The organism is Tistrella bauzanensis, from assembly GCF_014636235.1.
GTDB classification, from domain to species: Bacteria; Pseudomonadota; Alphaproteobacteria; order Tistrellales; family Tistrellaceae; genus Tistrella; species Tistrella bauzanensis.
Genome location: NZ_BMDZ01000001.1, coordinates 146574 through 169421, shown reverse-complemented (window position 1 = coordinate 169421; position 22848 = coordinate 146574). Strand labels below are relative to the sequence as shown.

Genomic DNA, 22848 nt, shown 5'->3' with positions numbered 1-22848 from the left:
CGGACGCCAGCGCGCTGAATGGCCGGCGGAGCTGGACTTTACCGGTCGAGCGGCCGGGTCACATCCGCCAGCCACGCGGCCACATCGGGCGCGACCAGCGGCCCCACCTCGGCCAGCACCCGGGCATGATAGGCGTCGACCCAGTCGCACTCGGCCGCCGTCAGCATGTCGGCGCGGATCAGCGTGCGGTCGATCGGCGCGAGCGTGATGGTATCGAAGGCCAGGAACCGCCGCCCCGCGAAGCCGATGCCATCCTCGCGCACCACCACCAGATTCTCGATCCTGATGCCATAGCGGCCGGGCTCGTAATAGCCGGGCTCGTCCGACAGGATCATGCCCGGTTCCAGCGCCACGCCCGACACCTTCGAAATCCGCTGTGGCCCCTCATGGACCGACAGATAACTGCCGACGCCATGGCCGGTGCCATGGTCGAAATCCAGCCCCGCCGCCCACAGGTGATGACGCGCCAGCACATCGAGCTGCGCGCCGGTGGTGCCGGCCGGGAAACGGGCGGTCGCGACCGCGATATGGCCCTTCAGCACCAGGGTGAACGACCGCGCCACCGCGTCGGGCATAGCGCCGATGCCGATGGTGCGGGTGACATCGGTGGTGCCGTCCAGGAACTGGCCGCCGCTGTCGACCAGATAGATCTCGCCCGGGACCAGCCGGCGGTTGCTGCGCTCATTCACCCGGTAATGGGCCATGGCGGCGTTGGGTCCGGCGGCCGAGATGGTCTCGAAGCTCATGCCGCGATAATGATCCAGCCCGCGCCGCAGCGCGCCAAGCTTCTCTGCCGCGTCCAGCTCGGTCACCCGGCCCATGGGGGCCTCGGCGGCGATCCAGGCCAGGAAGGTGACCAGCGCGCCCGCGTCACGCAGATGCGCCGCTCTTGTCCCCGCCAGTTCCACCGCATTCTTGCGCGCCTTGGGCAGGGCGATCGGCGACGCGCCCTCGACAACCGTGGCGCCCGCCGCCTTCAGCCGCAGATCGGCCCAGACCGTGGCGGTCGCCGGATCGATCAGCACCCGCCGGCCGGCGCAGGCATCCAGCGCCGCCCCCAGCCCCTCGACCGGCGCCACCCGCGCCTCGCCGGCCAGATGGGTCAGCGCCGCCTGGGTCAGCTTGCGCGGGTCGATGAACATCTGCGTGGCGCCATCGGCATCGATCAACCCGAAGCCCAGGGGCATCGGCGCGCAGGGCACGTCGGCGCCGCGGATGTTCAGCAGCCAGGCCAGATCCTCAGGCAGCGTCATCAGATAGGCATCGGCGCCGGCGGCCCGGATCGCGGCCCCGATCCGCGCACGCTTGGCCGCCACCGGCTCGCCCGCGAAACGCTCGTCATGGGGCACCACCGGCCCCAGCGGCAGGGCGGCGCGGCCGTTCCACACGGCGTCCACCGGGTTGCCATCCAGCGCCACCAGATCGATGCCCGCCGGCGAGAGCTGGCGCTGCCAGCGGGCCAGTTCCCCCGGCGTGTGCAGATGCGGATCATAGCCGATCCGCGCACCACGATCCGCCACCTCGGCCAGCCATGTCATCGGCGCCCGATCGACCACATGGCAGCGTTCGAACACCGCCCCGTCGACCTCCTGTTCGGCCTGAATGGTATAGCGGCCATCAATGAAGATCGCCGCCCGGTCGCCAAGGATGATCGCGGTGCCGGCCGAGCCATGAAAGCCGGTGATCCAGCCCAGCCGTTCCGCCGCCCGGGGCACATATTCGCCCTGGTGTTCGTCGGCGCGGGGCACGATGAAGCCATCGACGCCCGCCGCCGCCAGCCGGGCGCGCAGCCGGGCGACCCGGCCGGCGGTATCGGGCGCATCATCCCACAGGCCGTCGGCCGGCTCGGCCCCCGTCTTGGTGCGCCGCCGCACCAGATCGGCCACCAGGGCCGGATCATGCGGCCCGGCGCCAAGGATCAGATCGATCCAGCCCTCGTCATCCGCAGGCACCGCCGACGCGTTGATTCCGGCCAGCACCGCATCCAGGTCGCCCGGCCGCAGGCGCGATCCGGCCGCGGCAAGCCGGGCGCCCAGATCGTCGCTGGGGTTGCGCTGCGGATTGGTTCCGTCCGGGGTGGCTGCGATCATCGACGGCCTCGACAGAGAAGATGTTGGAGGAAATGATCAGCGCCGGTGGTCAGCGCCGGTTCGGCCGCTGCGGCCAGGCGCGCCGCATCAGCAATGTCGTCCAGCCGTCCAGCACCAGCCGGGCCTCAAGAACCAGGCCACGCCGGCGATAGGCGTTGCGCACCCAGGCATCCTGACGCGGGGTCAACCCCGACAGCACCAGCCGCCCGCCCGGCGCCAGATGCCGCACCACCACCGGCGCCATCCGCGCCAGCGGACGGGCCAGGATATTGGCCAGGATCAGGTTGTACGGCCCGTATGCCGTCACCTCGGGCCGGCGGAAGCCTTCCGAGATCAGCGGGATCACCCGGTCGCGCACGTGATTGATGTGGATATTCTCGGCCGTCACCGCAACCGATCGCGGATCATTGTCGACGGCCAGCACCCGGCGGCGCAGCATGCGCGGGTTCAGCCGCTTCGCGGCGCCGATCGCCAGCACGCCCGAGCCGCAGCCCATGTCCAGCACACGCCGGACCGGCAGCCGCCGGCGGGCGATGCGGTCGATCATGGTCAGGCAGCCACGGGTGGTGCCATGCTCGCCCGAGCCGAAGGCCTGGCCGGCATCGACCACGATGCCGATGGCGCCCGGCGGCACCACGTCGCCCGACAGGTGGCTGCCATGAACCACGAAGCGGCCGGCCTTGATCGGCACGAAGCTCTTCAGAACGTCGCTCGCCCAGTCGCGATCCTCCAGCCGGTCCAGCGACGGGCTTTCCAGCGGAATATCCAGCGCCGCCGCAAGCACCGCGACACGTGTGGAGATCACCGCCATCTCGGGCCGGGCACCGCGGGCATAGCCGCTGACCCGCCACCACAGGCCATCCTCCACCACCTCGAAGCTGGTCAGGCTTTCGACGAAGGGTTCAAGCGCGGTTTCAACCGCGGAGACATGTTCCAGCCCCGGGACATCCAGGGTCAGCCGCCACACCAGGCGGGCGGGATCAGACGGGCTCGACAAAGCGATCGATCACTTTCTTCCGGCCGACACCATCGAACACCACCTGCAGCTTGTCGCCTTCGATGCGTTCGATGAATCCGGCGCCATATTTGGCATGGGACACCCGCATGCCGATCTTGAACGACGAGGTGTCGGCGGCCTTGGCTGCCGCCGCGGCCTGTCCGGGTGTGCGGCCACTGGTCGGCTGAAGCCGGCGCGGCGCGAAATCGCGACCACCGCCGGCCGTGCCGCCAGATCCTGCGCGATCGTTCACCCGAACCGCCGATCCGTCGATGGTGCGGGTGGACAGGTCGTCGGCCAGGCGTGTGGCACGGTCGTAAACCTCCGTCTGTGCATAAGGGTCCGGTGCCGCATGGTCCGATGGCCGGCCGCGGCCGGCTGGCTGCCATCCGCCCTGGCGGTTGCCGCCATAAACCCCGGTCTGCCCCGACAGCTCGACATGGGGCCCCGGCAATTCCTCGACGAAACGCGACGGCACCGAAGACAGCCACTGGTTATAGACCCGCCGGTTGGCGGCGAAGCTGATCACTGCCCGGCGCCGGGCGCGGGTCAGACCGACATAGGCCAGCCGGCGTTCTTCCTCCAGCCCCTCGCGCCCGCTTTCCTCAAGCGCGCGCTCATGGGGAAAGACGCCCTCTTCCCAGCCGGGCAGGAACACGGTGTCGAATTCCAGCCCCTTGGCGCCATGCAGGGTCATCAGGCTGACCATCTCGTCGCCGGCCCGGGTGTCGACATCCATCACCAGCGAGACATGTTCCAGAAAGGCCGGCAGGCTGTCGAATTCCTCGACCGTGCGGGCCAGTTCCTTCAGATTGTCCAGCCGGCCCTGGGCTTCCGGGGTCTTCTCGGCCTGCCACATGCCGGTCAGGCCGCTTTCATCCAGCATCCGGCGCACGACCTCGCCATGGGTCTCATGCGACAACGCCTCGCGCCAGCCGGCAATCAGCCGCGCCAGATCGCCCAGCGCCGCCCGCGCCTTCGGGCGCAGCGCATTGGTGATCGCGGGTTCGCCCGCCGCCACCAGCAGCGGCACACCCTCGGCCCGCGCCGCCACCGCCAGCGCCTGAACCGAGGCATCGCCCAGCCCGCGCTTGGGCACGTTCACGATCCGCTCGAAGGCCAGATCATCGGCGCTGGCGATCATCAGCCGCAGATAGGCCAGCGCGTCGCGCACCTCGGCGCGCTCGAAGAACCGCAGCCCCCCCACCACCCGATAGGGCAGACCGATGGTCACGAAGCGGTCTTCGAAGGCGCGGGTCTGGTGGCCGGCACGCACCAGCACCGCCATGTCCGACAGCGACAGCCCCTGCGCGCGCAGATGCTCGATCACATCCGACACGAAGCGCGCCTCCTCGTCGCCATCCCAGCAGCCCTGGATGCGGACGCGCTCACCCTCGCCATCATCGGTCCACAGCGTCTTGCCAAGCCTGCCCTCGTTATGGGCGATCAACGCCCCGGCAGCGCCCAGAATATGGCCGGTGGAGCGGTAATTCCGTTCCAGCCGCACGACGGTCGCATCGGGGAAGTCGGTCTCGAACCGCAGGATGTTGCCGACCTCGGCGCCGCGCCAGGAATAGATCGACTGATCGTCATCGCCCACGCAGCAGATGTTGTGATGGGCCTGGGCCAGCAGCCGCAGCCACAGATACTGCGCCACGTTGGTATCCTGATACTCGTCGACCAGGATATAGCGGAAGCGGCGCTGCCAGTCGGCCAGGATGTCGGGATGCTGGCGGAACAGCCGGATGCATTCCATCAGCAGATCGCCGAAATCGGCCGCGTTCAGCTCTTTCAGCCGCGCCTGATAGGCGGCATAGAGGCTGGAACCGCGACCGCGGGCGAATTCATGCGCCTCCACCCCCGGCACCTCGGCCGGCTGATAGGCCTTGTCCTTCCAGCGCTGGATGGCGCCGACCAGCACCTTGGGCGGCCAGCGCTTCTCGTCCACGCCCGCCGCCTGGATCACCTGCTTGGCCAGACGGATCTGGTCGTCGGTGTCCAGGATGGTGAAGGTGGAACTCAGGCCCACCAGCTCGGCATGACGCCTGAGGATGCGGGCCGCCAGCGAATGGAAGGTGCCGAACCACAGCCCGCTTTCGTCGCCGCCGATCAGCCGCGCCACCCGCTCGCGCATTTCGCGTGCGGCCTTGTTGGTGAAGGTGACCGCCAGGATCTGCCAGGGCCGCGCCCGCCCGGTATCGACCAGATGGGCAAGCCGGGTGGTCAGCACGCGGGTCTTGCCGGTCCCGGCCCCCGCCAGCACCAGCACCGGCCCGTCGAGCGTTTCCACCGCCGCCCGCTGTTCGGCATTCAGCCCGTCGAGATAGGCATGGGTGCCGCGGGCCCCATGGTCCTGCGGCAGCGGCGCCTGTGGTTCCGGCAGGCTGAATGGATCGGACATCGGGTCGACCGGACCTCTTCCTCTGGATCTTCCGGGGGGCTCTCACCCAGGAACATAACAAAAACGCGGCCTCGGTGACAGCCGCCGGCGCGTCTGCCTTACCTATACCCTTGGGGCTAGCTCTACAAGGAGGGGTTGCGGTCAGGGCCATGGGCCGGCCCGCGCCGGCCGCATGCCGTCAGCCGGGCAGACCGTCGCTGATCCGGCAGATGAAGATCACGGCCGCGCTGTCGGTGCCGTCGGCCGCGATCTCGCAGGCCGGCTCCGTCTGCGGGCGGCCGGCGATCAGCAGCGCATCGAGCGGGGCCAGCCCGATCCGCGCCTCGCCGACCCGGACACCGGCATGACCGCTGGCGCAGAGCAGGACAAGGATATCCGATGTCGCCGCCAGCGCCTGCGGGACGGTCACCCGCAGCCGCGTCACGTCGTGGACCAGGCGGCCGCGCCGGGTCATCAGGTTCAGATCGGTGATCGGGCCGTTCACGAGCTGCGCCGTCGTCGGCCGGTCGGCCGGGAAGGCGAGCGGCAGGGTGGCGGGATCGAGGGTACGGCGCCCGAGCCCGGCGATGTCCAGGACCATGCCGGCGCCGGTCAGCACCGCCAGCGTCCGGTCGATGCCGGGAAAGGTCGAGAACGGCCCGTCCACCGCCACCGTCGCCATGCTCAGCCGCCAGTCGAAGGCATCGAGCCCGGCGCCGGCCGGCGAGACCGCGATTTCCACGGTCTCGCCGCCGCCATTCTTCCACGGCATGCGTCTGTGCCCCGCCGCCGGCAGAAACCGCGTGACGTGAGCCGCATCCATGGTCAGTTCCCCAGGATCGCCGGCAGGCGCAGGCCCTGTTCGCGGGCGCAATCGAGGGCGATGTCATAGCCGGCATCGGCATGACGCATGACACCGGTTGCCGGGTCGTTCCACAACACCCGCTCGATCCGCCGCGCCGCGTCCTCGGTGCCGTCGCAGACCACCACCATGCCGGAATGCTGCGAGAAGCCCATACCGACGCCGCCGCCATGATGCAGGCTGACCCAGGTGGCACCGCTGGCGCAGTTCAGCAGCGCGTTCAGCAGCGGCCAGTCCGACACCGCGTCGGACCCGTCCTTCATCGCCTCGGTCTCGCGGTTGGGGCTTGCGACCGAGCCTGAATCCAGATGGTCGCGGCCGATCACCACCGGTGCCTCAAGCTCGCCCTTCGCCACCATCTCGTTGAAGGCAAGCCCCAGACGATGACGATCGCCAAGACCGACCCAGCAGATCCGCGCCGGCAGGCCCTGGAAGGCGATCCGGTCGCGTGCCATGTCAAGCCAGCGGTGCAGATGGGCGTTGTCGGGCAGCAGTTCCTTCACCTTGGCGTCGGTCTTGTAGATGTCCTCAGGATTGCCCGACAAGGCCGCCCAGCGGAACGGGCCGACGCCACGGCAGAACAGCGGCCGGATATAGGCCGGCACGAAGCCCGGGAAGGCGAAGGCGTCTTCAAGCCCCTCATCCTTGGCGACCTGACGGATGTTGTTGCCATAATCGAGCGTCGGCACACCCCGGTTCCAGAAATCCAGCATCGCCTGGACATGGATCTTCATCGAGGCGCGCGCCGCCGCCTCGACCGCCTTGGGGTCGCTCTCGCGCTTCGCCCGCCATTCGGCCATGTTCCAGCCGATCGGCAGATAACCGTTGATCGGGTCATGGGCGGAGGTCTGGTCGGTGACCATGTCGGGCCGCACGCCGCGCCGCACCAGTTCGGGCAGCACCTCGGCCGCATTGCCGAGCAGGCCAACCGACTTCGCCTCGCCCGCTTCCGTCCAGCGGCGGATCATCTCCAGCGCCTCGTCGAGCGTCTCGGCCTTGGCGTCGACATAGCGGGTGCGCAGGCGGAAATCGATCGAGTCCGGGTTGCATTCGACCGCGAGGCAGCAGGCGCCGGCCATCACCGCCGCCAGCGGCTGGGCGCCGCCCATGCCGCCAAGACCGCCGGTCAGGATCCATCGGCCCTTGAGGTTGCCGTCGTAATGCTGGCGTCCGGCCTCGACGAAGGTTTCATAGGTGCCCTGAACGATGCCCTGGGTGCCGATATAGATCCAGGAACCCGCCGTCATCTGGCCGTACATGGCCAGACCCTTGCGGTCCAGTTCGTTGAAATGGTCCCAGGTCGCCCAATGCGGCACCAGGTTGGAATTGGCGATCAGCACCCGGGGCGCATCCTTGTGGGTGCGGAACACGCCAACCGGCTTGCCCGACTGGACCAGCAGCGTCTCGTCATCGCCCAGCGTGCGCAACGTGGCCGCGATCCGGTCGAAATCCGCCCAGGTCCGCGCCGCCCGGCCGATGCCGCCATAGACCACCAGTTCGTTGGGATTCTCGGCGACGTCGGGGTCCAGATTGTTCATCAGCATGCGGAGCGGCGCTTCGGTCAGCCAGCTCCGGGCGCTGATCTCGGGTCCGCGCGGCGCCCTGATCTCGCGGATATTGTGGCGCGGATTGCTCATCGGATGTGCTCCTCGGGCGATAATGCGGCCGGTGTCGTCGATCTCGACCGGCCGAGGGGGCTGAAGGACATAGAGAGGCTCAGTGGTCAGAGCCGCGCCGCAGGCTCAGGGGCGCGTGGTCTGCAGAATGGTCTGCATCGCGGTGAAATCGCCGTTCAGCGGCCGGTCGTCGGCATAGGGCGCGACACGTGCCCGGATACGGCGATAGAGCGCGTCGGTGCGAGTCGCCCGGCCGAGCCCGGCCGGCTGAAGATCATAGGCCTGTGCCGCCGCCAGCAGCTCGATCGCCAGAACCCGTTCCAGATTGTCGAGCACCATCAAAGCTTTGCCGGCAGCCGGCGTGGCATGGGTCAGGATGTCCTCCTGTAGCCCCGAGGTGACACCGCCATCCAGACTGGCAGGCGCCGCCAGCCGCCGGCATTCGGCGGCGATCGCCGCCGCCGTGTATTGGGCGATCATGAAGCCCGAGCAAACACCACTGTTCCAGGCAAGGAAGGCCGGCAGCCGGCTGACCAGCGGGTTGACCAGCCGGTCGATGCGGCGTTCGCAGATCGCCGCCAGTTCCGCCGCCGCAACCGCCAGACCATCCATGGCAAGGCCCAGCGCCGCGCCCACCGCATGGGCCTGGGAATGTACCTCCGGCGCGTCAGGTGTGCCGGCGACCGCCGGATTGTCGGTGACACTGGCAAGCTCGCGATCCACCACCGCCGCCAGATACTCCATCTGGTCCCGCACGGCGCCATGCACCTGCGGCACCGCCCGCAGGCTCAGCGGATCCTGGGTGCGGCTGCCGGCAGAGGCCGCCAGCAACTCGCTGCCATCGAGCCAGGATGCCAGCCGGGCGCCGACGGTGCGCAGACCCGGCGAGGTGCGCAGCGCCAGCGGCACCGCGGCGAATGCCTCGGCCTGAGCACCCAGATTTTCATAGGACAAGGTCGCCGCGGCATCCGCCCAATCCATCGCCCGGTCCATGCGCGACAGCGCCAGACAGGCAAGGCCGGTGGCACAGGGCGTGCCATTGACCAGGCTGAGACCTTCCTTGGCCTCCAGCACCAGCGGTTCCAGACCCACGCGGGCGAGCGCCTCGCGCCCGGTCAGCCGTTCGGCGCCGTGGCGCGCCTCGCCATGGCCGATCAGCACCAGACCGATCGCCGCACCATGGGTGAGATAGCCCACCGACCCGCGCGACGGGATCACCGGCAGGACGTCGGCGTTCAGCAGGGCCAGCAGGGCATCGACCGTCTCCGGCCGGATACCCGAGGCGCCATGGGCGAAATTGTTGATCTGGGCGGTCATGATCGCCCGGGTCTCAGGCGCCGGCAGCGGGTCGCCCACGCCGCAGGCATGGCTGAACAGGATATTGCGCGACAGGCTCTGCTGGGCATCGCGGTCGATGATCACATCACACAGCGCGCCGACGCCCGTGTTGATGCCATAGCCGCGGATGCCACGCTCGACCAGGGCATCGACGATGCGGCGCGCCGCCTCGATGCGGCCACGGGCGGCCGCTGAAAGGTCGAGGCCGGCGCCGTCGGCCACTGCGGCGACATCGCGCCAGCCGAGCGGACCGTGAAGAACGATGCGGTTGGCTGCCACGAAATCACCCGCGGTCATGTCGCCTGAAAAAAAGCCGGGCTCATTCCTGGTGTCAGTCATGGACGCCTCCGGCCCGGCGCTGGACGAAGCGGGCCACATAATCATTGGCGGGGCTGGTCAGGATCTCGTCGGGCGTGCCGACCTGGACCAGCCGGCCATCCTTCAGGATGGCGATCTCCGATCCGATGCGCAGCGCCTCGTCGAGATCGTGGGTGATGAAGACGATGGTCTTGGACAGGGTCTGCTGAAGCTGAAGCAGTTGGTCCTGCATATCGGCGCGGATCAGCGGGTCGAGCGCCGAGAACGCCTCGTCCATCAGGATCACATCGGTATCGGCGGCCAGGGCCCGGGCCAGCCCGACGCGCTGCTTCATACCGCCCGACAACTGGTGCGGGTATTTGTCTTCATAGCCCAGCAGGCCCACGGCCTCGATCCACCGCATGCCGATCGGCCGCGCCTCTGCGGCTGAAAGCCCGCGAACCCGCTGGCCATAGACCGCGTTCTGCAACACGGTGCGATGTGGCATCAGGCCGAAGCTCTGAAACACCATGCTGACCCGGTGGGTGCGGAAGTCGCGCAGGGCCTTGGGGCCCAGCGCCAGGATGTCCTGACCGTCGAAGCTGACGGCGCCGGCGGTCGGCTCGATCAGCCGGTTGATGTGGCGGACAAGCGTCGACTTGCCGGACCCGGACAGGCCCATGATCACGAAGATCCGCCCGGCGCCGATGGTCAGGCTGACATCGTCGAGGCCGACGCTGCACCCGGTGCGGGCCAGGATCTCCGCCTTGTCCAGGCCCTCGCGCGCCAGCTTGAGGGCAGTGGCGGTGTCGCGGCCGAAGATCTTGTAGACATTGGCGATGCCGATCTCAGCCATGTGTCCGGTCCTCCCCGCGCGGCCGGCCGAAGCCCTGGGTGATGCGGTCGAGCACGATCGCCAGAATGACGATACCGAGGCCCGCCTCCAGCCCCTTGCCGACGTCGAGCGTCTGGATGCCGTTCAGCACCTGCTCGCCCAGGCCGCGGGCGCCGATCATCGACGCCACCACCACCATCGACAGCGCCATCATGATGGTCTGGTTCAGCCCGGCCATGATGGTGGGCGCCGCCAGCGGCAGTTCCACGCCGAACAGGATCTGGCGCGGGCTGCCACCAAAGGCCTGTGCCGCCTCGACCACCTCGCCATCGACCTGACGAATGCCCAGATCGGTCAGCCGGATCAGCGGCGGCACGGCATAGACGATGGTCGCCAGCACCGCCGGCACCTTGCCCAGACCGAACAGCATGATCGCCGGGATCAGATAGACGAAGCTGGGCATGGTCTGCATCACGTCGAGCACCGGCAGCGTGACGCCGCGCACGATCCGGCTTTTGGCCACCCAGATGCCCATGGGCACGCCGATCACCACCGAGACCAGGGTCGCCATCAGCATCAGCGCCAGGGTCTGCATGGTCAGATCCCACAGGCCCAGCATCCCCACCGCGAACAGCAGCACCGCCACCATCGCCGTCAGGCCGATCCGGCGGGTCGCCTGCCAGGCGAGTGCGATGAAAATCAGAAACACCGCCCACCAGGGCAGGCCGCGCAGGATCTGTTCGATGAACAGGATGCCCTGAAGGATGACGGTCGAGATGGCCTTGAACACAAAGCCATAGTCGATCACCAGCATCCGGACGAAATCGTTGATCGGCCCGCGAATGGACACATGCAGGGAGTCTGGGAACATGGGGTCGCTTCCTTGCCGCGGGTGAAGCGGAGGACGCCCCCGCCGCCGACAACCCGGCGGCGGGGCACATTGGGAAAAGGCCGGGCGAAGAAACCGGCCGGGCCGCGCGGGCCGGTTACTTCACCGCGGCGTCGATCTTCGCCTTGGTCTCGGCCGAGACCCAGCCGCCCCAGACATCACCCTTTGTGGCCAGGAAATGCTTCGCGGCATCCGCCGCCTCGGCCTTCTCGTCGACCATATAGGCCAGGCTGGCATTGACCTCGGCCAGCGGGAAGGTGGCCTTCTCCAGCATCGCCACGATCTCGGGCGCATCCTTGGCGAACTGGGCATTCAGGCCATAGGCCACCTCGACCGCCGGGAAGGCGCAGCCACGCTCACGGCTGCCGGTCGAACTGGTGAGTTCCGTCCAGCAGGCCTCGTCATAGGCCGGCTCGTCCAGCTTGATCAGGTCGTATTTGCCCATGATCGCGGTCGGCGTCCAGTAATAGAACAGGGCCGGTTCGCGCTGAAGATAGGCCGAGGCGATCGCCGCATCCAGCGCCGTGCCGGTGCCGGGACGGAAGTTCACATAGGCGTCGGTCAGCTTGTAGGCCTGAAGCTTGGCGGTGTTCACGCCCTCGCAGGTCCAGCCCGAGGGGCAGTTCAGGAACCGGCCCTTCGACGGCTCTTCCGGATCGGTGAACAGTTTCACGATCGCCGGATCGGTGAGCTGCGACACGCTCTTCAGATCCGGCGCCATCGGCTCGACGCCGCGTTCGGAATCACCCTTGATCACATAGGCCGGCACATACCAGCCCTCACTGGCGCCGACGAAGGTCTTGCCGACCGAGACCACCTGGCCGGCATCGGCGGCATTGTTCCAGACATCGCTGCGGCCGATCCACTCCTCGGCGAAGATCTGGACGTCGTTATTGGCGGTCGCCTGCTCCAGCGTCACCGAATTGCCGGGGATCGAGTCGACCTTGCAGTCATAACCTTCGGACAGAATGGTCTTCATCACCTCGGTGATGAAGGCGCCGCTTTCCCAGTCGATACCGGCGAAGGTGACGGTCTTGCCATCACCGCAATAGGTTTCCGCCTGCGCGGCCCCGGTCGAGGCGGCGAAAATGGCGGCACTGGCGGCAAGCGCGAGCTTGAGCGTGGACATGGACACCTTGCGTTCCCTTTTGTGGCAGACCCGGTCAGGATTTTGGGCAGGATTCTGGGCAGGATTTTTAGTGATCGCGGCGCCGCCCTGCCCGTTGTTCTCCCCAGGGCCGCACGGTGCGATCTGGTCCGGGCCGCTCGGGTCATCCCCCCGATGCGGCCAGACAAGTTGTATATGCAAGATGACCCATTTCCCGAACCGGCGCAATACGGTATGGTCGAAAAACATGCAACCTCCCCCATGCACACCAGACAGGCAGCCCCGATGACCGATATCGCCATGCCGATCGAGGCGACCACCCCGACCCCCACGGGGCCGGACGGGCTGCGCGACCTGCCGCTGTATGAACAACTGAAGGCCCGGATCAAGGCGCGGATCGAGGCCGGCGACTGGCCGGCCAATCACCGGGTGCCGTCGGAAAACGAACTGGTCGAGGCGCTGGGCGTCAGCCGGATGACCGCCAACCGGGCGCTGCGCGAACTGGCGACCGAAGGCGTGATCCTGAGAATCCAGGGTAAGGGCTCGTTCGTAGCGCCCGCCAAGCGCAGCGCGCCATTTCTGGGCGTGCGCAACATTGCCGACGAGATTGCCGAGCGCGGCGCCGTCCACACCGCCGTCATCACCTTGAGCCAGGCCGAAAATTGCGGCCCTGAACTGGCCGATGCGCTGGAGGTGGCGATGGGCGCGCAGGTCTTCCACACCGTGATCGTGCACCGCGAGGACGATGTGCCGATCCAGATCGAGGACCGGTTCGTCAATCCGGCCGTGGCGCCCGATTATCTGGCGCAGGATTTCCACGGCACCACGCCCAATGCCTATCTGACGGCACTGGCGCCGATCGCGCGCACCGAACAGTCGGTCGAGGCTATTCTGCCGAAGGCATGGGAATGCCGGCTGCTGTCGATCGCCCGCACCGAGCCCTGCCTGATGGTCCGGCGGCGGACATGGTCGGTGGCCCAGCGCGCCGAGGCCAGGGTCGTGACATCAGTCCGCCTGCTCTATCCGGGCACCCGTTATCGGCTGGAAAGCGCGTATTGACGCCCTGATCACGGGCCATGTTCCCTATACAACCAAATTCAGCCGCCCGGGTTCGCGATCCAGGCCCGCTATGGCGCGGGTCTGGACGGCTCCGCCCTCAGGAAATCGAAGTCACAGCCCTGATCGGCCTGCAACACCTCCTGCGCATAGAGCCGGGCATAGCCGCGCGCCGGGGTGATCGCAGTCGGCACGGTCGCGGCCCGGCGATGCGCCAGCTCGGCATCGTCGACCAGAAGGTCGATGCGGCGGTCGCTCACCGACAGTCGGATGCGGTCTCCGGTCCTGACCAGCGCGAGCGGACCGCCGGAGGCCGCATCCGGGGCCACATGCAGCACGATCGTGCCATAGGCGGTGCCGCTCATCCGGGCATCCGAGATCCGGACCATGTCTTTCACCCCGGCCTGGGCAAGCTTCTTCGGAATCGGCAGATAGCCGGCTTCCGGCATGCCCGACGGGCTCAGCGGTCCGGCGTTTTGAAGCACCAGGAAATCATCGGCCGCGACGTCGAGATCGGGGTCGTCGATGCGGGCGGCGAGGTCTTCAAGCGACGTGAACACCACCGCCCTGCCCTCGCGCTCGAACAGGGCCGGGTCGGCGGCCGCGCGCTTCAGGATCGCGCCGCGCGGGGCCAGCGAGCCGAACAGGGCGACCAGCCCGCCTTCCGGCTGCAAGGGGGCGGCTCTTGCCCGCACCACCGCCCGGTCGACATAGGGTGCCGGCACGGCCAGGCGTTCGCCCAGCGTTTCCCCCGAAACCGTCAGGCAGTCGAGGTTCAGCATCGGCGCCAGTTCGCGCAGCACCGCGCCGATGCCGCCAGCCGCATGCAGGTCTTCCATATAGAACGGCCCGGTCGGCTTCAGATCGACCAGAACCGGCGTGGCATCCGACAACTGGTTGAGCCGATGCAGATCGATGTCGATGCCGGCGCGCCCGGCAATGGCGGTCAGGTGAATGATGGCATTGGTCGAGCCGCCGATCGCCAGCAGCACGCGCAGCGCGTTTTCCACCGACCCGGGGGTGATGATATCGCGGATGGTGATGCCCTGGCGGATCAGCGCCATGGCCGCCGTACCCGATGCCTCGGCCGCACGGATGCGGTCGGCATGCACGGCGGGGATCGCGGCGGTGCCGGGCAGGATGATGCCCAGTGCCTCGGCGATCGCGGCCATGGTGCTGGCGGTTCCCATCACCGCACAGGTGCCGGCGGTGGTGGCGAGGTTGCCCTCGACCTCGGCGATGGTGTCGCCATCGATCTCGCCCGCGCGGAATTTTGCCCAGAACCGCCGGCAATCGGTGCAGGCGCCCAGCCGTTCCCCCCGCCAGCGGCCGGTCATCATCGGCCCGGTCACCACCTGCACGGTGGGCAATCCCGCCGACACCGCGCCCATCAACTGGGCCGGCACGGTCTTGTCGCAGCCGCCGACCAGAACCACCGCATCCATCGGCTGGGCGCGGATCATCTCTTCGGTGTCCATCGCCATCAGATTGCGGAAGAACAGGCTGGTGGGGTTGAGGAACACCTCGCCCAGCGAGATGGTGGGGAATTCCAGCGGCAGGCCGCCTGCCGCCAGCACGCCGCGCTTCACCGCCGTCACCAGTTCCGGCACGCCGCGATGGCAGTTGTTGAACTCGCTATAGGTCGAGGCGATGCCCACCACCGGCTTGTTCAGCAAGGCGGACGAATGGCCCATGGCCCGGGCCATCGACAGGCGCAGATAGCGCGCGAAATCGCGGTCGCCATAATTGGTCAGGCCGCGGGCGAGCCCCTGCGGTGCCACGCGGTCGATGTCGTCGGTCATGGGCGTGGACCTATTTTCATGCAGGTTCAGAGCACGCGACGGAACAGCCCCGGATAGTCGACCACCAGCCCGTGACCATCGACCTTGATCTCGCGCCGGAAATCGCTGTCGCGCGACTGATACAGCCAGACACCGCCGGCATCGATGCGGGTATAGCGCTGCGGATCGGCCATCACATCCAGGTCGGGCACGCTGACATAGGCGGTGACGATGTCGATGCCTAAGGCCGGATCGGGGCCGTCGGCCGCCGCCGCCAGCCGCCGGATCGGCAGCGTGTTGGTGAACGGACTGATCGACAGATCGATGTCGATGGCACCGTCCAGATGGGGCAGCGGCCGGTCGTCGCCATCGCGCCAATGCCCTGCCCCGTCCGACAGCAGATGCAGCCGGCGATTGGTACCCACGGCTTCCGCGCGCAGTTCCTGTACCCGCCAGCCGGCATCGATCACCATGCGATAGCGCACAGCGACCGGGTCATCGGCGGTGCCGATGACCACGCTTTCGGCGGTGGCGCCCTCGGGCCGCAATTTCAGCACCAGATGTTCAAGGCCGGTGCCGCACTGGCTTTCCCAGCGGGCAATGATATCGGGCATCGTCGTCATCTCCACGCGAAAGGCGGGTGGGTCGGCGGCAGCGCGGCCGTCAGGGCGCCGAAACGGTCAGGCGCCCCTCCACCGCGGGGGCAATCGTGCCCGCCGCCGCGATATGGTCGATCACCTGATTGGCGGTCAGTTGGGCATCGGATGGGTTGATCACCGGTTCTGCCGCCGTCAGCACGGCATAGCCGTCGCCACCCGCCGCCAGGTAATCGCTGGTGGCCAGGGTATAGATGCGCGTGGGCTCGACCGCCTCGCCGCCCACCGCCAGGTCCAGCACCCGCATGCCGACCGCTTCACGCGGATCGATCCGCGCGGTCAGACCCGAGACCTGCGGGAAACGGCCGGCCAGATCCTCGATGCCCGACAGGCCGTTCTCCAGCGCCGCCTTCAGTTCGGCGCCGGTCACCTCGACCTTCAGGGTGCGGTTGCCGAACGGCAGCTCCGCCAGGATGTCGGCGCGGGTCATCGCCGTGCCGGGTTCATAGATCCGGTCGGCACGGATGCCGCCACCATTGATCAATGCCACATCGGCGCCAACCGCCGCCCGCATCGCATCGGTTATCAGATTGCCGAAGGCGGCCTCGCCACCCCGCACGGCCGCCCGGCGGGTGTCGAGGCGGGTGTCGGTCCGGCCGATCACCGCCGACAATTCATGCCCCAGCCGGTCGGTATAAGACCGCACCAGCGCCGCGATCTCAGGATCGGGGGCAATGCCGGCCGTGTTGACGATTTCAAATCGCGGCTGCCACGTGACGCCCGCGCCCCTGCCGGTCACAGTCTTGTCGATGTCGATGCGGGTGATGACCACATGATCGGCCTGCGACTGCGCCTCGGCCAGCGCCACCCGGCCATCGTGGAACACCAGCAGATGTTCGTCATGGCCCGACAGGATCAGATCGGTCCCGCCATCACGCACCAGCCGCATGTCGATATCGATCGGGGTATGGGCCACCGCGACCACGAAATCGGCCCCCATCTCACGCAGGGCCCGCGCCCGCGCCCGGCCGGTGTCGAGGCTGGATGCAAAGCTGATCGGGCTGCGCTTGGCCAGAACCCGCGTGGTTTCCGTGGTCAGGCCATAGAAACCGACCCGGATGCCGTCGACCTCAACGATCTTGTGGTCCATGGTATGCGCCGGCTGGCTGCCATCGGCCTCGCGGACATTCGATGCCACCACGTCGAAGCGGGCCTCGGCCATGCGCGCGCGAAAGACATCGGCGCCGAAATCAAACTCGTGATTGCCCGGCACCATCACATCCGGCGGCATCCGGTTCAGGATCTCGATGATGTGCCGGCCCTGGTCGATGCCTGAGAGCAGCGACGGCGAAATGGTGTCGCCGGCATGGATGAAGAAGGCCGGCCCTTCTGCCCGAACCCGATCCAGCACCGTTTTCAGGCGGGCGAAACCACCCTGCCCGTCCTTATCCTCCATGCGGTCGATGTCGTTGGTCTGCACGAAGCGCAGCGTCACCGTCTCCGCCTGTGCCGCCGGAATGGTGGCAAGTGCGAGTGTCGCACCGACCAGCAGTGATGCCACCGACCGGTGGATCAGCGACCGGTGGATCAGCGACCGGCAAATCAACGGCATTGGCCGACACTCCCTTCAGCACAGCGGGTCTGGCCGTCCACCCAGATCGCGCCGGTCAGATCGGCATTGTAAAGATCGGTGCCGCCCAGATTGGCACCGGTGAAATTGGCCTCGCGCAGATCCGCGCGGTAGAAGCGGGTCCGGCGCAGATCGGCACCGGAGAAATCGGCACCGCGCGCCTTGGCGCGGGTGAAATCGGTGGTGATCATATTGGCGCCGGCGAACACCGCCTCTTCGGCGATGGCCGAGACGAATTTGGTCTCGCGCAGATCGGCGCCAGAGAAATCGGTGCCGGTCACATCGGCACGGGTGAACGACGCCTTGCGCAGCCGGCTGCCCTGAAGGTTCATATTCTGCATCGGCCGGCCGTCGAAATAGCAGTCGGTCCAGTCGACATCGGGCCGGCCGGGATCGCTGCATCCGGCCCGCGCCGGCGCTGGCGCCATGGCTGGCAGGGTCAGGGCGGCCGCAACGGCCAGCACCGCGCCCCAATGGCGGGTGCTGCCCGATGCAGTCGGTCGGGTCTGGTGGGTCATCAGGGGGCATGCCTCATCTGGCCGATCCATCACACGGCATCTGCATCAACATATAGTGCGCGGCCGCGTCCGCCCAGACCGAAGGCCACCACTGTGCCAACTGGTCGCTTGATACCGGCATCCCGTCATGCGTTCATGAAGCGTGTATGGGGCATCATCCCGCCATCAGGCCATACCAGTCAGGCAGGGGCACCGATCATGACAGAGGATAAGCAGGCCGCGCCCGATCCGGCGCCGGGATCGGGCGATCCCTCCAAAGAAACCATTCATCCAGCCGATGCCATCCTTCCCGCCGATGCCTTTCCAACCGCCGTGAACGACCAGATCACCGACGTCCTCCTGGCCGATGCCGGTGATGCCGCGCTCACCCCGGCCGGCGATGCCGGCGACGGTGCCGCGCCGGTGGCGGGAATCAATATCGCCGTGGTGGACGTGGTCCCTGAACCCACAACTGATGATCCGGCCGACAAACGATAGCCGGCACCAGAGACGCGATCGCAGCCTGGATGGTGCGGCCTGTCGAAAATGGTTGGCGCCGGTTGCCCGGAGGGACAAGCTGTGGTCCAACGACCGATTACAGGCTTCCCGTCTTCCGGAGATCCATCGCCATGGCCATCGCCGCCCCCGCCAAGCCCGTTGCCATCGCCGTCGATGACGGCTTCCTCGCGGCACTCGCCGCCATCCTGAGCGACCGGATGTCGACCGCCCAGGCGGTCCGCGACCAGCATGGCCGCGATGAGAGCTATCACGAGGTCGAGGCGCCGGATGTCGTGGTCTTCCCCGAGACCACCGAGGAGGTGGCGGCGATCGTCAAGCTGTGTGCTGCAAACGACGTACCGCTGATCCCCTTCGGCACCGGCACGTCGCTGGAAGGTGGCGTCGCCGCCACCCGTGGCGGGGTGTGCATCGACATGAGCCGGATGAATGCCATCCTGCGCGTGTCGACCGATGATCTGGACGTGACCGTTCAGGCCGGCGTCACCCGCAAGCAGTTGAACGAGCATCTGAAGACCACGGGACTGTTCTTCCCGATCGACCCCGGCGCCGACGCCTCGCTGGGCGGCATGGCCGCCACCCGCGCCTCCGGCACCAATGCCGTGCGCTATGGCACGATGCGCGAGAACGTGCTGGCCCTGACCGTGGTGATGCCCGATGGCCGGATCGTGAAGACCGCGCGCCGCGCCCGCAAGTCTTCGGCCGGCTATGACCTCACCCGCATCTTCGTGGGCTCGGAAGGAACGCTCTGCGTGATCACCGAAGTCACCCTCCGGCTCTATGGCGTGCCCGAGGCGATTTCGGCCGCGGTCTGCCCGTTCGACAGCCTGGAAGGCGCCGTGCGCACGGTGATCCAGACCATCCAGATGGGTGTGCCGATCGCGCGGGTGGAACTGCTCGACGAATTGTCGGTCAAGGCGGTGAATGCCTATTCCAAGCTCGATCATCCGGTGCAGCCGACGTTGTTCTTCGAATTCCACGGCACCGAGGCAGGGGTGGTCGAGCAGGCGGAAATGGTCCAGGCGATCGCCTCGGAGCATGGCGGCGGCGAGTTCAAGTTCGCGACCCTCGCCGAAGACCGCAACGCGCTCTGGCAGGCCCGCCACAATGCCTATTACGCGTCGCTGCGCCTGCGGCCCGGCTCCAAGGGCTGGCCCACCGATGTCTGCGTGCCGATTTCAAGGCTGGCCGATGCGATCCTGGAAACCCAGGAGGATCTGAAAACCTCGACGCTGATCGCGCCGATGGTCGGCCATGTCGGCGACGGCAATTTCCATCTGGTGCTGCTGGTCGACCCCGAAAATCCGGCCGATCTGGTCGAGGCCCAGCGGATCAACGACCGGCTGGTGGAACGGGCGCTGGCCATGGGCGGCACCTGCACCGGCGAACACGGCATCGGCCTTGGCAAGCGCGACTTCCTGATCGCCGAACATGGCGAGGCGATTTCGGTCATGCGCCAGATCAAGCAGGCGCTGGACCCGCAGGGCATCATGAATCCCGGCAAGGTGCTGCGTCCCTGACCAGGGCGCGATCATCGACGCCAACCGATCAACGCCCGCGGCAAGGCTCGCGGGCGTTGTCATTCGCGGGGTGACGGCACCGGCAGGCCGCGCCTAGACTGCTCGCCCACGCCGCACGACCGGCAGCCTGTCTCAAGAACAGCCTGTCCCAAGAAACGATCCTGGGGGGAACCGTCCCGACATGAGCACCCACCGCATCCTGTCACGGCTGACACGCCGTGGTCTTCTGAAGAGCCTCGGCCTGTCGGTCGCGGCCGCAGCCCTTGCAACCGCCCTGCCCCACGGCGCCGAAGCCGCCGGCGACAAGATCAAGGTCGCGGCCCTCACCTTCGTGTCGTCGTCGCCGCTGTTCATCGCCAAGGAGCGCGGCTATTACGAGGATGAAGGGCTCGATGTCGAGATCGAGTTCTTCCGCGCCGCCCAGCCGGTGGCGGTGGCGATCGCCTCGGGCGATGCCGATTTCGGCGTGACCGCCTTCACCGCCGGTTTCTTCAATCTGGCCGGCAAGGGTGCCGTCAAGGTGATCGCGGGCCAGTCGGCCGAGATTGCGGGCCATGAGGGATCGGCGATCCTGGTGTCGAACCAGGCCTGGGAGGCAGGGTTCCGCAGCGTCGACGACTTCCCCGGCCACAGCCTGGCCATGACGCAGGTGGGCTCGTCCTTCCACTATATGGCCGGCAAGCTGGCCGAGGCGCGGGGCTTCGATCTGGATAAGGTGGATCTGAAGCCGCTTCAGGCGGTGCCCAACATGATCGCGGCGCTGAAGACCGGTCAGGTCGACGCCATGATCATCGTGCCCCATATCGCCAAGGGGCTGGTCGACAGCGGTGCCGCCAGAAGCCTGGGCCAGGTCGCCGATTATGCGCCCTACCAACTGGGCGGGCTGTTCACCTCCACCGAGAACGTCGCCGAGCGTCGCGACATGGTGGAACGCTTCGTGCGCGCCTATATCCGTGCCTCGGCCGATTACAATGCCACGCTGAATGCGGTCGACGCCGAGGGCAACCGGGTGTTCGGCCCCGAGACCCAGCCGGTGGTCGACATCATCAACAAATATGTCTATCCGGATAAGCCCAATGACGCGGGCGTGAAGGCCGGCGCCATGTTCATCGAGCCCAAGGGCCGGTTCGATGCGGCCGATATCGCCGAACAGGTCCACTGGTATCAGGCGCGCAATCTGGTCGATGCCTCGGTCGATCCGGCAAGCTTCATCGATACCAGCTTCGTCGATGGCGGCTTTTCCGTCACCGCCGCCAGATAGGGCGCAGGCAACCGATGCGCCTGATCCTCGATGCGGTCGTCCACAGCTATGATGACCTTCACGCCCTGGGTCCGATCGATCTGGAGGTCGATGATGGTCGGATCGTGGCCGTGGTCGGCCCGTCGGGTTGCGGCAAATCCACCCTGCTCGCCATCGCGGGCGGCCTGATCCGGCCGTCTGCGGGGCGGGTGGCGATGGCAGGCGACGTGCCCGCCGGATGCCTCAACCCGCTGACCTATGTGTTTCAGGATTTCGCCCTGCTGCCCTGGCGCAGCGTCGCGGCCAATGTCGCCCTGCCGCTGGAAGGGCGCGGGTTGGGGCGGGCGGAGCGTCGCGCCCGTGTGGCCGATGCGCTGGACCGTACCGGCCTGTCGGATTTCGCCGGCGCCCTGCCCCGCCAGTTGTCGGGCGGCATGCGCCAGCGGGTCGGTATCGCCCGGGCGCTGGCGGTCAATCCGGCCGTGCTGCTGATGGATGAACCGCTATCGGCGCTGGATGCCCAGACCCGCGATCTGCTGATGGACGATCTGGTGGCCCTGCATGGCCGCGCGCCGTTCAGCGCGCTCTATGTCACCCATAATCTTGCCGAAGCCGTCCGCCTGGCGCATCGGGTGGTGGTGCTGTCGCGCCGCCCCGGCCGGGTGCGCGACGTGGTCGACATCGATATCGCCATCGCCGATCGCGCCCGCGCCGCGGCCGATCTGGCCGTGATCACCGACCGGCTGTGGCAATCGATCCGCGACGAGGCCGCAACCGCCGACCGGGAGCTTGCCAATGTCCGATCGTGACATCCGTCCGGTCCCGTTCCGCGGCGGTGGCTTCCGGCCCCGCCGCATGCCGGTGATCACCGCCGTGTTCTTCATCTGCCTGCTGGCGCTTTGGGCGGTGGGCAGCCGCACCGGCTTCATCGGACCGCTGACCCTGCCGCCACCGGGCGACGTGCTGGCATCCCTGGCCCGGTTGATCGAGACCGGCGATCTGTGGCGCCATCTCTCGGCCTCGCTGTTCCGGCTGGGCGCCGGTTGGACGATCGGGGTCACGGCGGGTGTGGCGCTGGGGCTGGCGGTGGGGCTGTTCTCGGTCGCCCGTGCCATGGGCATGCCGGTGGTCTCGGCATTGTTTCCCATCCCCAAGATCGCGCTGCTGCCGCTGTTCATCATCTGGTTCGGCATCGGCGAGCCGTCGAAGGTGGCGACCATCGCCTTCGGCGTGTTCTTCCCGACCGTCATCCACACCGCTGGCGGAGTTGCCAATGTGCCGCGCAGCCTGATCGCCATGGGCCAGAGCTTCGGCCTCAGCCCCTGGCGGATCATGACCCGGATCGTGCTGCCGGGGGCCCTGCCCGCCATCCTGACCGGATTCCGGGTCTCGGCCTCGATCGGCATCATCCTGCTGGTGGCGGCCGAGATGATCGGCGCTCAATACGGCCTGGGCGCGCTGGTTCTGGCGGCGGGCAATCTGATGCAGACCGATCTGCTGATCGCGGGCGTGGTGGTGCTGTCGCTGCTGGGTCTGATCGTGGCCGGGCTGCTGGGGCTGATCGAGAAGCGCCTGCTGCGCTGGCGCTGATCCTGGAGGT

At 67.7% G+C, this 22848-nt stretch carries 19 protein-coding genes; 6 read left to right on the top strand and 13 right to left on the bottom strand.

Translation table 11 applies throughout. The features are described 5' to 3' along the window. Positions 1-38 precede the first annotated feature (38 nt). From IEW15_RS00700 to IEW15_RS00660, 9 genes are all read right to left on the bottom strand, one after another. Positions 39-2090: an aminopeptidase P family protein gene (locus IEW15_RS00700; protein WP_188574029.1), complete on the bottom strand. Its 2052-nt coding sequence runs from the start codon at positions 2088-2090 to the stop codon at positions 39-41. A gap of 49 nt (positions 2091-2139) precedes the next feature. Continuing rightward, positions 2140-3087 carry a 50S ribosomal protein L11 methyltransferase gene (locus IEW15_RS00695; protein ID WP_188574028.1) on the bottom strand — a complete coding sequence of 316 codons (948 nt, stop codon included), beginning with the start codon at positions 3085-3087 and terminating at the stop codon, positions 2140-2142. After that, on the bottom strand, positions 3071-5488 hold the full coding sequence (locus tag IEW15_RS00690; RefSeq protein WP_188574027.1) for an ATP-dependent helicase: 2418 nt from the start codon (positions 5486-5488) through the stop codon (positions 3071-3073). Before IEW15_RS00690 ends, IEW15_RS00695 begins: the two co-directional genes overlap by 17 nt. 178 nt (positions 5489-5666) lie before the next feature. Next, a complete protein-coding gene (locus IEW15_RS00685) occupies positions 5667-6239 on the bottom strand; it encodes a HutD/Ves family protein (RefSeq protein ID WP_229707721.1) in 573 nt (190 codons plus the stop codon). Positions 6240-6292: 53 nt separating this feature from the next. Then, a complete protein-coding gene (gene hutU, locus IEW15_RS00680; RefSeq protein ID WP_188574025.1) occupies positions 6293-7966 on the bottom strand; it encodes a urocanate hydratase in 1674 nt (557 codons plus the stop codon). 105 nt (positions 7967-8071) lie between these two features. After that, positions 8072-9580, bottom strand: coding sequence for an HAL/PAL/TAL family ammonia-lyase (locus IEW15_RS00675; RefSeq protein ID WP_322111475.1), 1509 nt, complete (start codon positions 9578-9580; stop codon positions 8072-8074). Positions 9581-9614: 34 nt separating this feature from the next. Further along, positions 9615-10436 carry a quaternary amine ABC transporter ATP-binding protein gene (locus tag IEW15_RS00670; protein ID WP_188574023.1) on the bottom strand — a complete coding sequence of 274 codons (822 nt, stop codon included), beginning with the start codon at positions 10434-10436 and terminating at the stop codon, positions 9615-9617. Further along, the gene (locus IEW15_RS00665; protein ID WP_188574022.1) at positions 10429-11286 is read right to left on the bottom strand and encodes an ABC transporter permease; all 858 of its coding nucleotides are present in this window, start codon (positions 11284-11286) and stop codon (positions 10429-10431) included. The genes IEW15_RS00670 and IEW15_RS00665 overlap by 8 nt, the downstream gene beginning before the upstream one ends. A gap of 115 nt (positions 11287-11401) precedes the next feature. Then, the gene (locus IEW15_RS00660) at positions 11402-12439 is read right to left on the bottom strand and encodes an ABC transporter substrate-binding protein (RefSeq protein ID WP_188574021.1); all 1038 of its coding nucleotides are present in this window, start codon (positions 12437-12439) and stop codon (positions 11402-11404) included. Positions 12440-12712: 273 nt separating this feature from the next. Here IEW15_RS00660 and hutC point away from each other — a divergent pair, with 273 nt between their 5' ends. After that, positions 12713-13471, top strand: coding sequence for a histidine utilization repressor (gene hutC / locus IEW15_RS00655; RefSeq protein WP_322111474.1), 759 nt, complete (start codon positions 12713-12715; stop codon positions 13469-13471). 68 nt (positions 13472-13539) lie between these two features. On the opposite strand, the gene IEW15_RS00650 is transcribed toward hutC, so the two are convergent. Genes IEW15_RS00650 through IEW15_RS00635 form a run of 4 tightly spaced genes read right to left on the bottom strand, consistent with a single transcriptional unit; the run spans position 13540 to position 17993 of the window. Further along, positions 13540-15270 (bottom strand): IlvD/Edd family dehydratase, encoded by a 1731-nt coding sequence (locus IEW15_RS00650; RefSeq protein WP_188574019.1) that lies wholly within the window; start codon positions 15268-15270, stop codon positions 13540-13542. Between the two features lie 26 nt (positions 15271-15296). Beyond that, complete coding sequence (locus IEW15_RS00645) at positions 15297-15863, bottom strand: putative glycolipid-binding domain-containing protein (protein WP_188574018.1); 567 nt, start codon at positions 15861-15863, stop codon at positions 15297-15299. 49 nt (positions 15864-15912) lie between these two features. Then, a complete protein-coding gene (locus IEW15_RS00640) occupies positions 15913-17457 on the bottom strand; it encodes a bifunctional metallophosphatase/5'-nucleotidase (protein ID WP_188574017.1) in 1545 nt (514 codons plus the stop codon). Next, the gene (locus IEW15_RS00635; protein ID WP_229707719.1) at positions 17448-17993 is read right to left on the bottom strand and encodes a pentapeptide repeat-containing protein; all 546 of its coding nucleotides are present in this window, start codon (positions 17991-17993) and stop codon (positions 17448-17450) included. Before IEW15_RS00635 ends, IEW15_RS00640 begins: the two co-directional genes overlap by 10 nt. A gap of 198 nt (positions 17994-18191) precedes the next feature. Between IEW15_RS00635 and IEW15_RS00630 the strand changes: the two genes are divergently transcribed. The 5 genes from IEW15_RS00630 (at position 18192) to IEW15_RS00610 (ending at position 22838) form a co-directional block, all read left to right on the top strand. After that, positions 18192-18470 (top strand): hypothetical protein, encoded by a 279-nt coding sequence (locus IEW15_RS00630; protein ID WP_188574016.1) that lies wholly within the window; start codon positions 18192-18194, stop codon positions 18468-18470. Positions 18471-18601: 131 nt separating this feature from the next. Next, positions 18602-20008, top strand: a complete 1407-nt coding sequence (locus IEW15_RS00625) for an FAD-binding oxidoreductase (RefSeq protein ID WP_188574015.1) — start codon at positions 18602-18604, stop codon at positions 20006-20008. Between the two features lie 181 nt (positions 20009-20189). Continuing rightward, positions 20190-21269, top strand: a complete 1080-nt coding sequence (locus tag IEW15_RS00620; protein ID WP_188574014.1) for an ABC transporter substrate-binding protein — start codon at positions 20190-20192, stop codon at positions 21267-21269. A 14-nt stretch (positions 21270-21283) separates the two neighbouring features. After that, complete coding sequence (locus IEW15_RS00615) at positions 21284-22057, top strand: ABC transporter ATP-binding protein (RefSeq protein WP_188574013.1); 774 nt, start codon at positions 21284-21286, stop codon at positions 22055-22057. Further along, positions 22044-22838: an ABC transporter permease gene (locus IEW15_RS00610; RefSeq protein WP_188574012.1), complete on the top strand. Its 795-nt coding sequence runs from the start codon at positions 22044-22046 to the stop codon at positions 22836-22838. Before IEW15_RS00615 ends, IEW15_RS00610 begins: the two co-directional genes overlap by 14 nt. Positions 22839-22848 lie beyond the last annotated feature (10 nt).

Excerpts from the sequence above, each read along its gene's own strand:
- hutC (WP_322111474.1), top strand. The coding sequence starts at position 12,713 with ATGCCGATCGAGGCGACCACCCCGACCCCCACGGGGCCGGACGGGCTG.
- hutU (WP_188574025.1), bottom strand. The coding sequence starts at position 7,966 with ATGAGCAATCCGCGCCACAATATCCGCGAGATCAGGGCGCCGCGCGGA.
- IEW15_RS00650 (WP_188574019.1), bottom strand. The coding sequence starts at position 15,270 with ATGACCGACGACATCGACCGCGTGGCACCGCAGGGGCTCGCCCGCGGC.
- IEW15_RS00670 (WP_188574023.1), bottom strand. The coding sequence starts at position 10,436 with ATGGCTGAGATCGGCATCGCCAATGTCTACAAGATCTTCGGCCGCGAC.
- IEW15_RS00630 (WP_188574016.1), top strand. The coding sequence starts at position 18,192 with ATGACAGAGGATAAGCAGGCCGCGCCCGATCCGGCGCCGGGATCGGGC.
- IEW15_RS00615 (WP_188574013.1), top strand. The coding sequence starts at position 21,284 with ATGCGCCTGATCCTCGATGCGGTCGTCCACAGCTATGATGACCTTCAC.
- IEW15_RS00685 (WP_229707721.1), bottom strand. The coding sequence starts at position 6,239 with ATGCCGTGGAAGAATGGCGGCGGCGAGACCGTGGAAATCGCGGTCTCG.
- IEW15_RS00640 (WP_188574017.1), bottom strand. The coding sequence starts at position 17,457 with ATGCCGTTGATTTGCCGGTCGCTGATCCACCGGTCGCTGATCCACCGG.
- IEW15_RS00635 (WP_229707719.1), bottom strand. The coding sequence starts at position 17,993 with ATGACCCACCAGACCCGACCGACTGCATCGGGCAGCACCCGCCATTGG.
- IEW15_RS00620 (WP_188574014.1), top strand. The coding sequence starts at position 20,190 with ATGAGCACCCACCGCATCCTGTCACGGCTGACACGCCGTGGTCTTCTG.
- IEW15_RS00625 (WP_188574015.1), top strand. The coding sequence starts at position 18,602 with ATGGCCATCGCCGCCCCCGCCAAGCCCGTTGCCATCGCCGTCGATGAC.
- IEW15_RS00700 (WP_188574029.1), bottom strand. The coding sequence starts at position 2,090 with ATGATCGCAGCCACCCCGGACGGAACCAATCCGCAGCGCAACCCCAGC.
- IEW15_RS00610 (WP_188574012.1), top strand. The coding sequence starts at position 22,044 with ATGTCCGATCGTGACATCCGTCCGGTCCCGTTCCGCGGCGGTGGCTTC.
- IEW15_RS00665 (WP_188574022.1), bottom strand. The coding sequence starts at position 11,286 with ATGTTCCCAGACTCCCTGCATGTGTCCATTCGCGGGCCGATCAACGAT.
- IEW15_RS00645 (WP_188574018.1), bottom strand. The coding sequence starts at position 15,863 with ATGCCCGATATCATTGCCCGCTGGGAAAGCCAGTGCGGCACCGGCCTT.
- IEW15_RS00675 (WP_322111475.1), bottom strand. The coding sequence starts at position 9,580 with ATGACCGCGGGTGATTTCGTGGCAGCCAACCGCATCGTTCTTCACGGT.
- IEW15_RS00690 (WP_188574027.1), bottom strand. The coding sequence starts at position 5,488 with ATGTCCGATCCATTCAGCCTGCCGGAACCACAGGCGCCGCTGCCGCAG.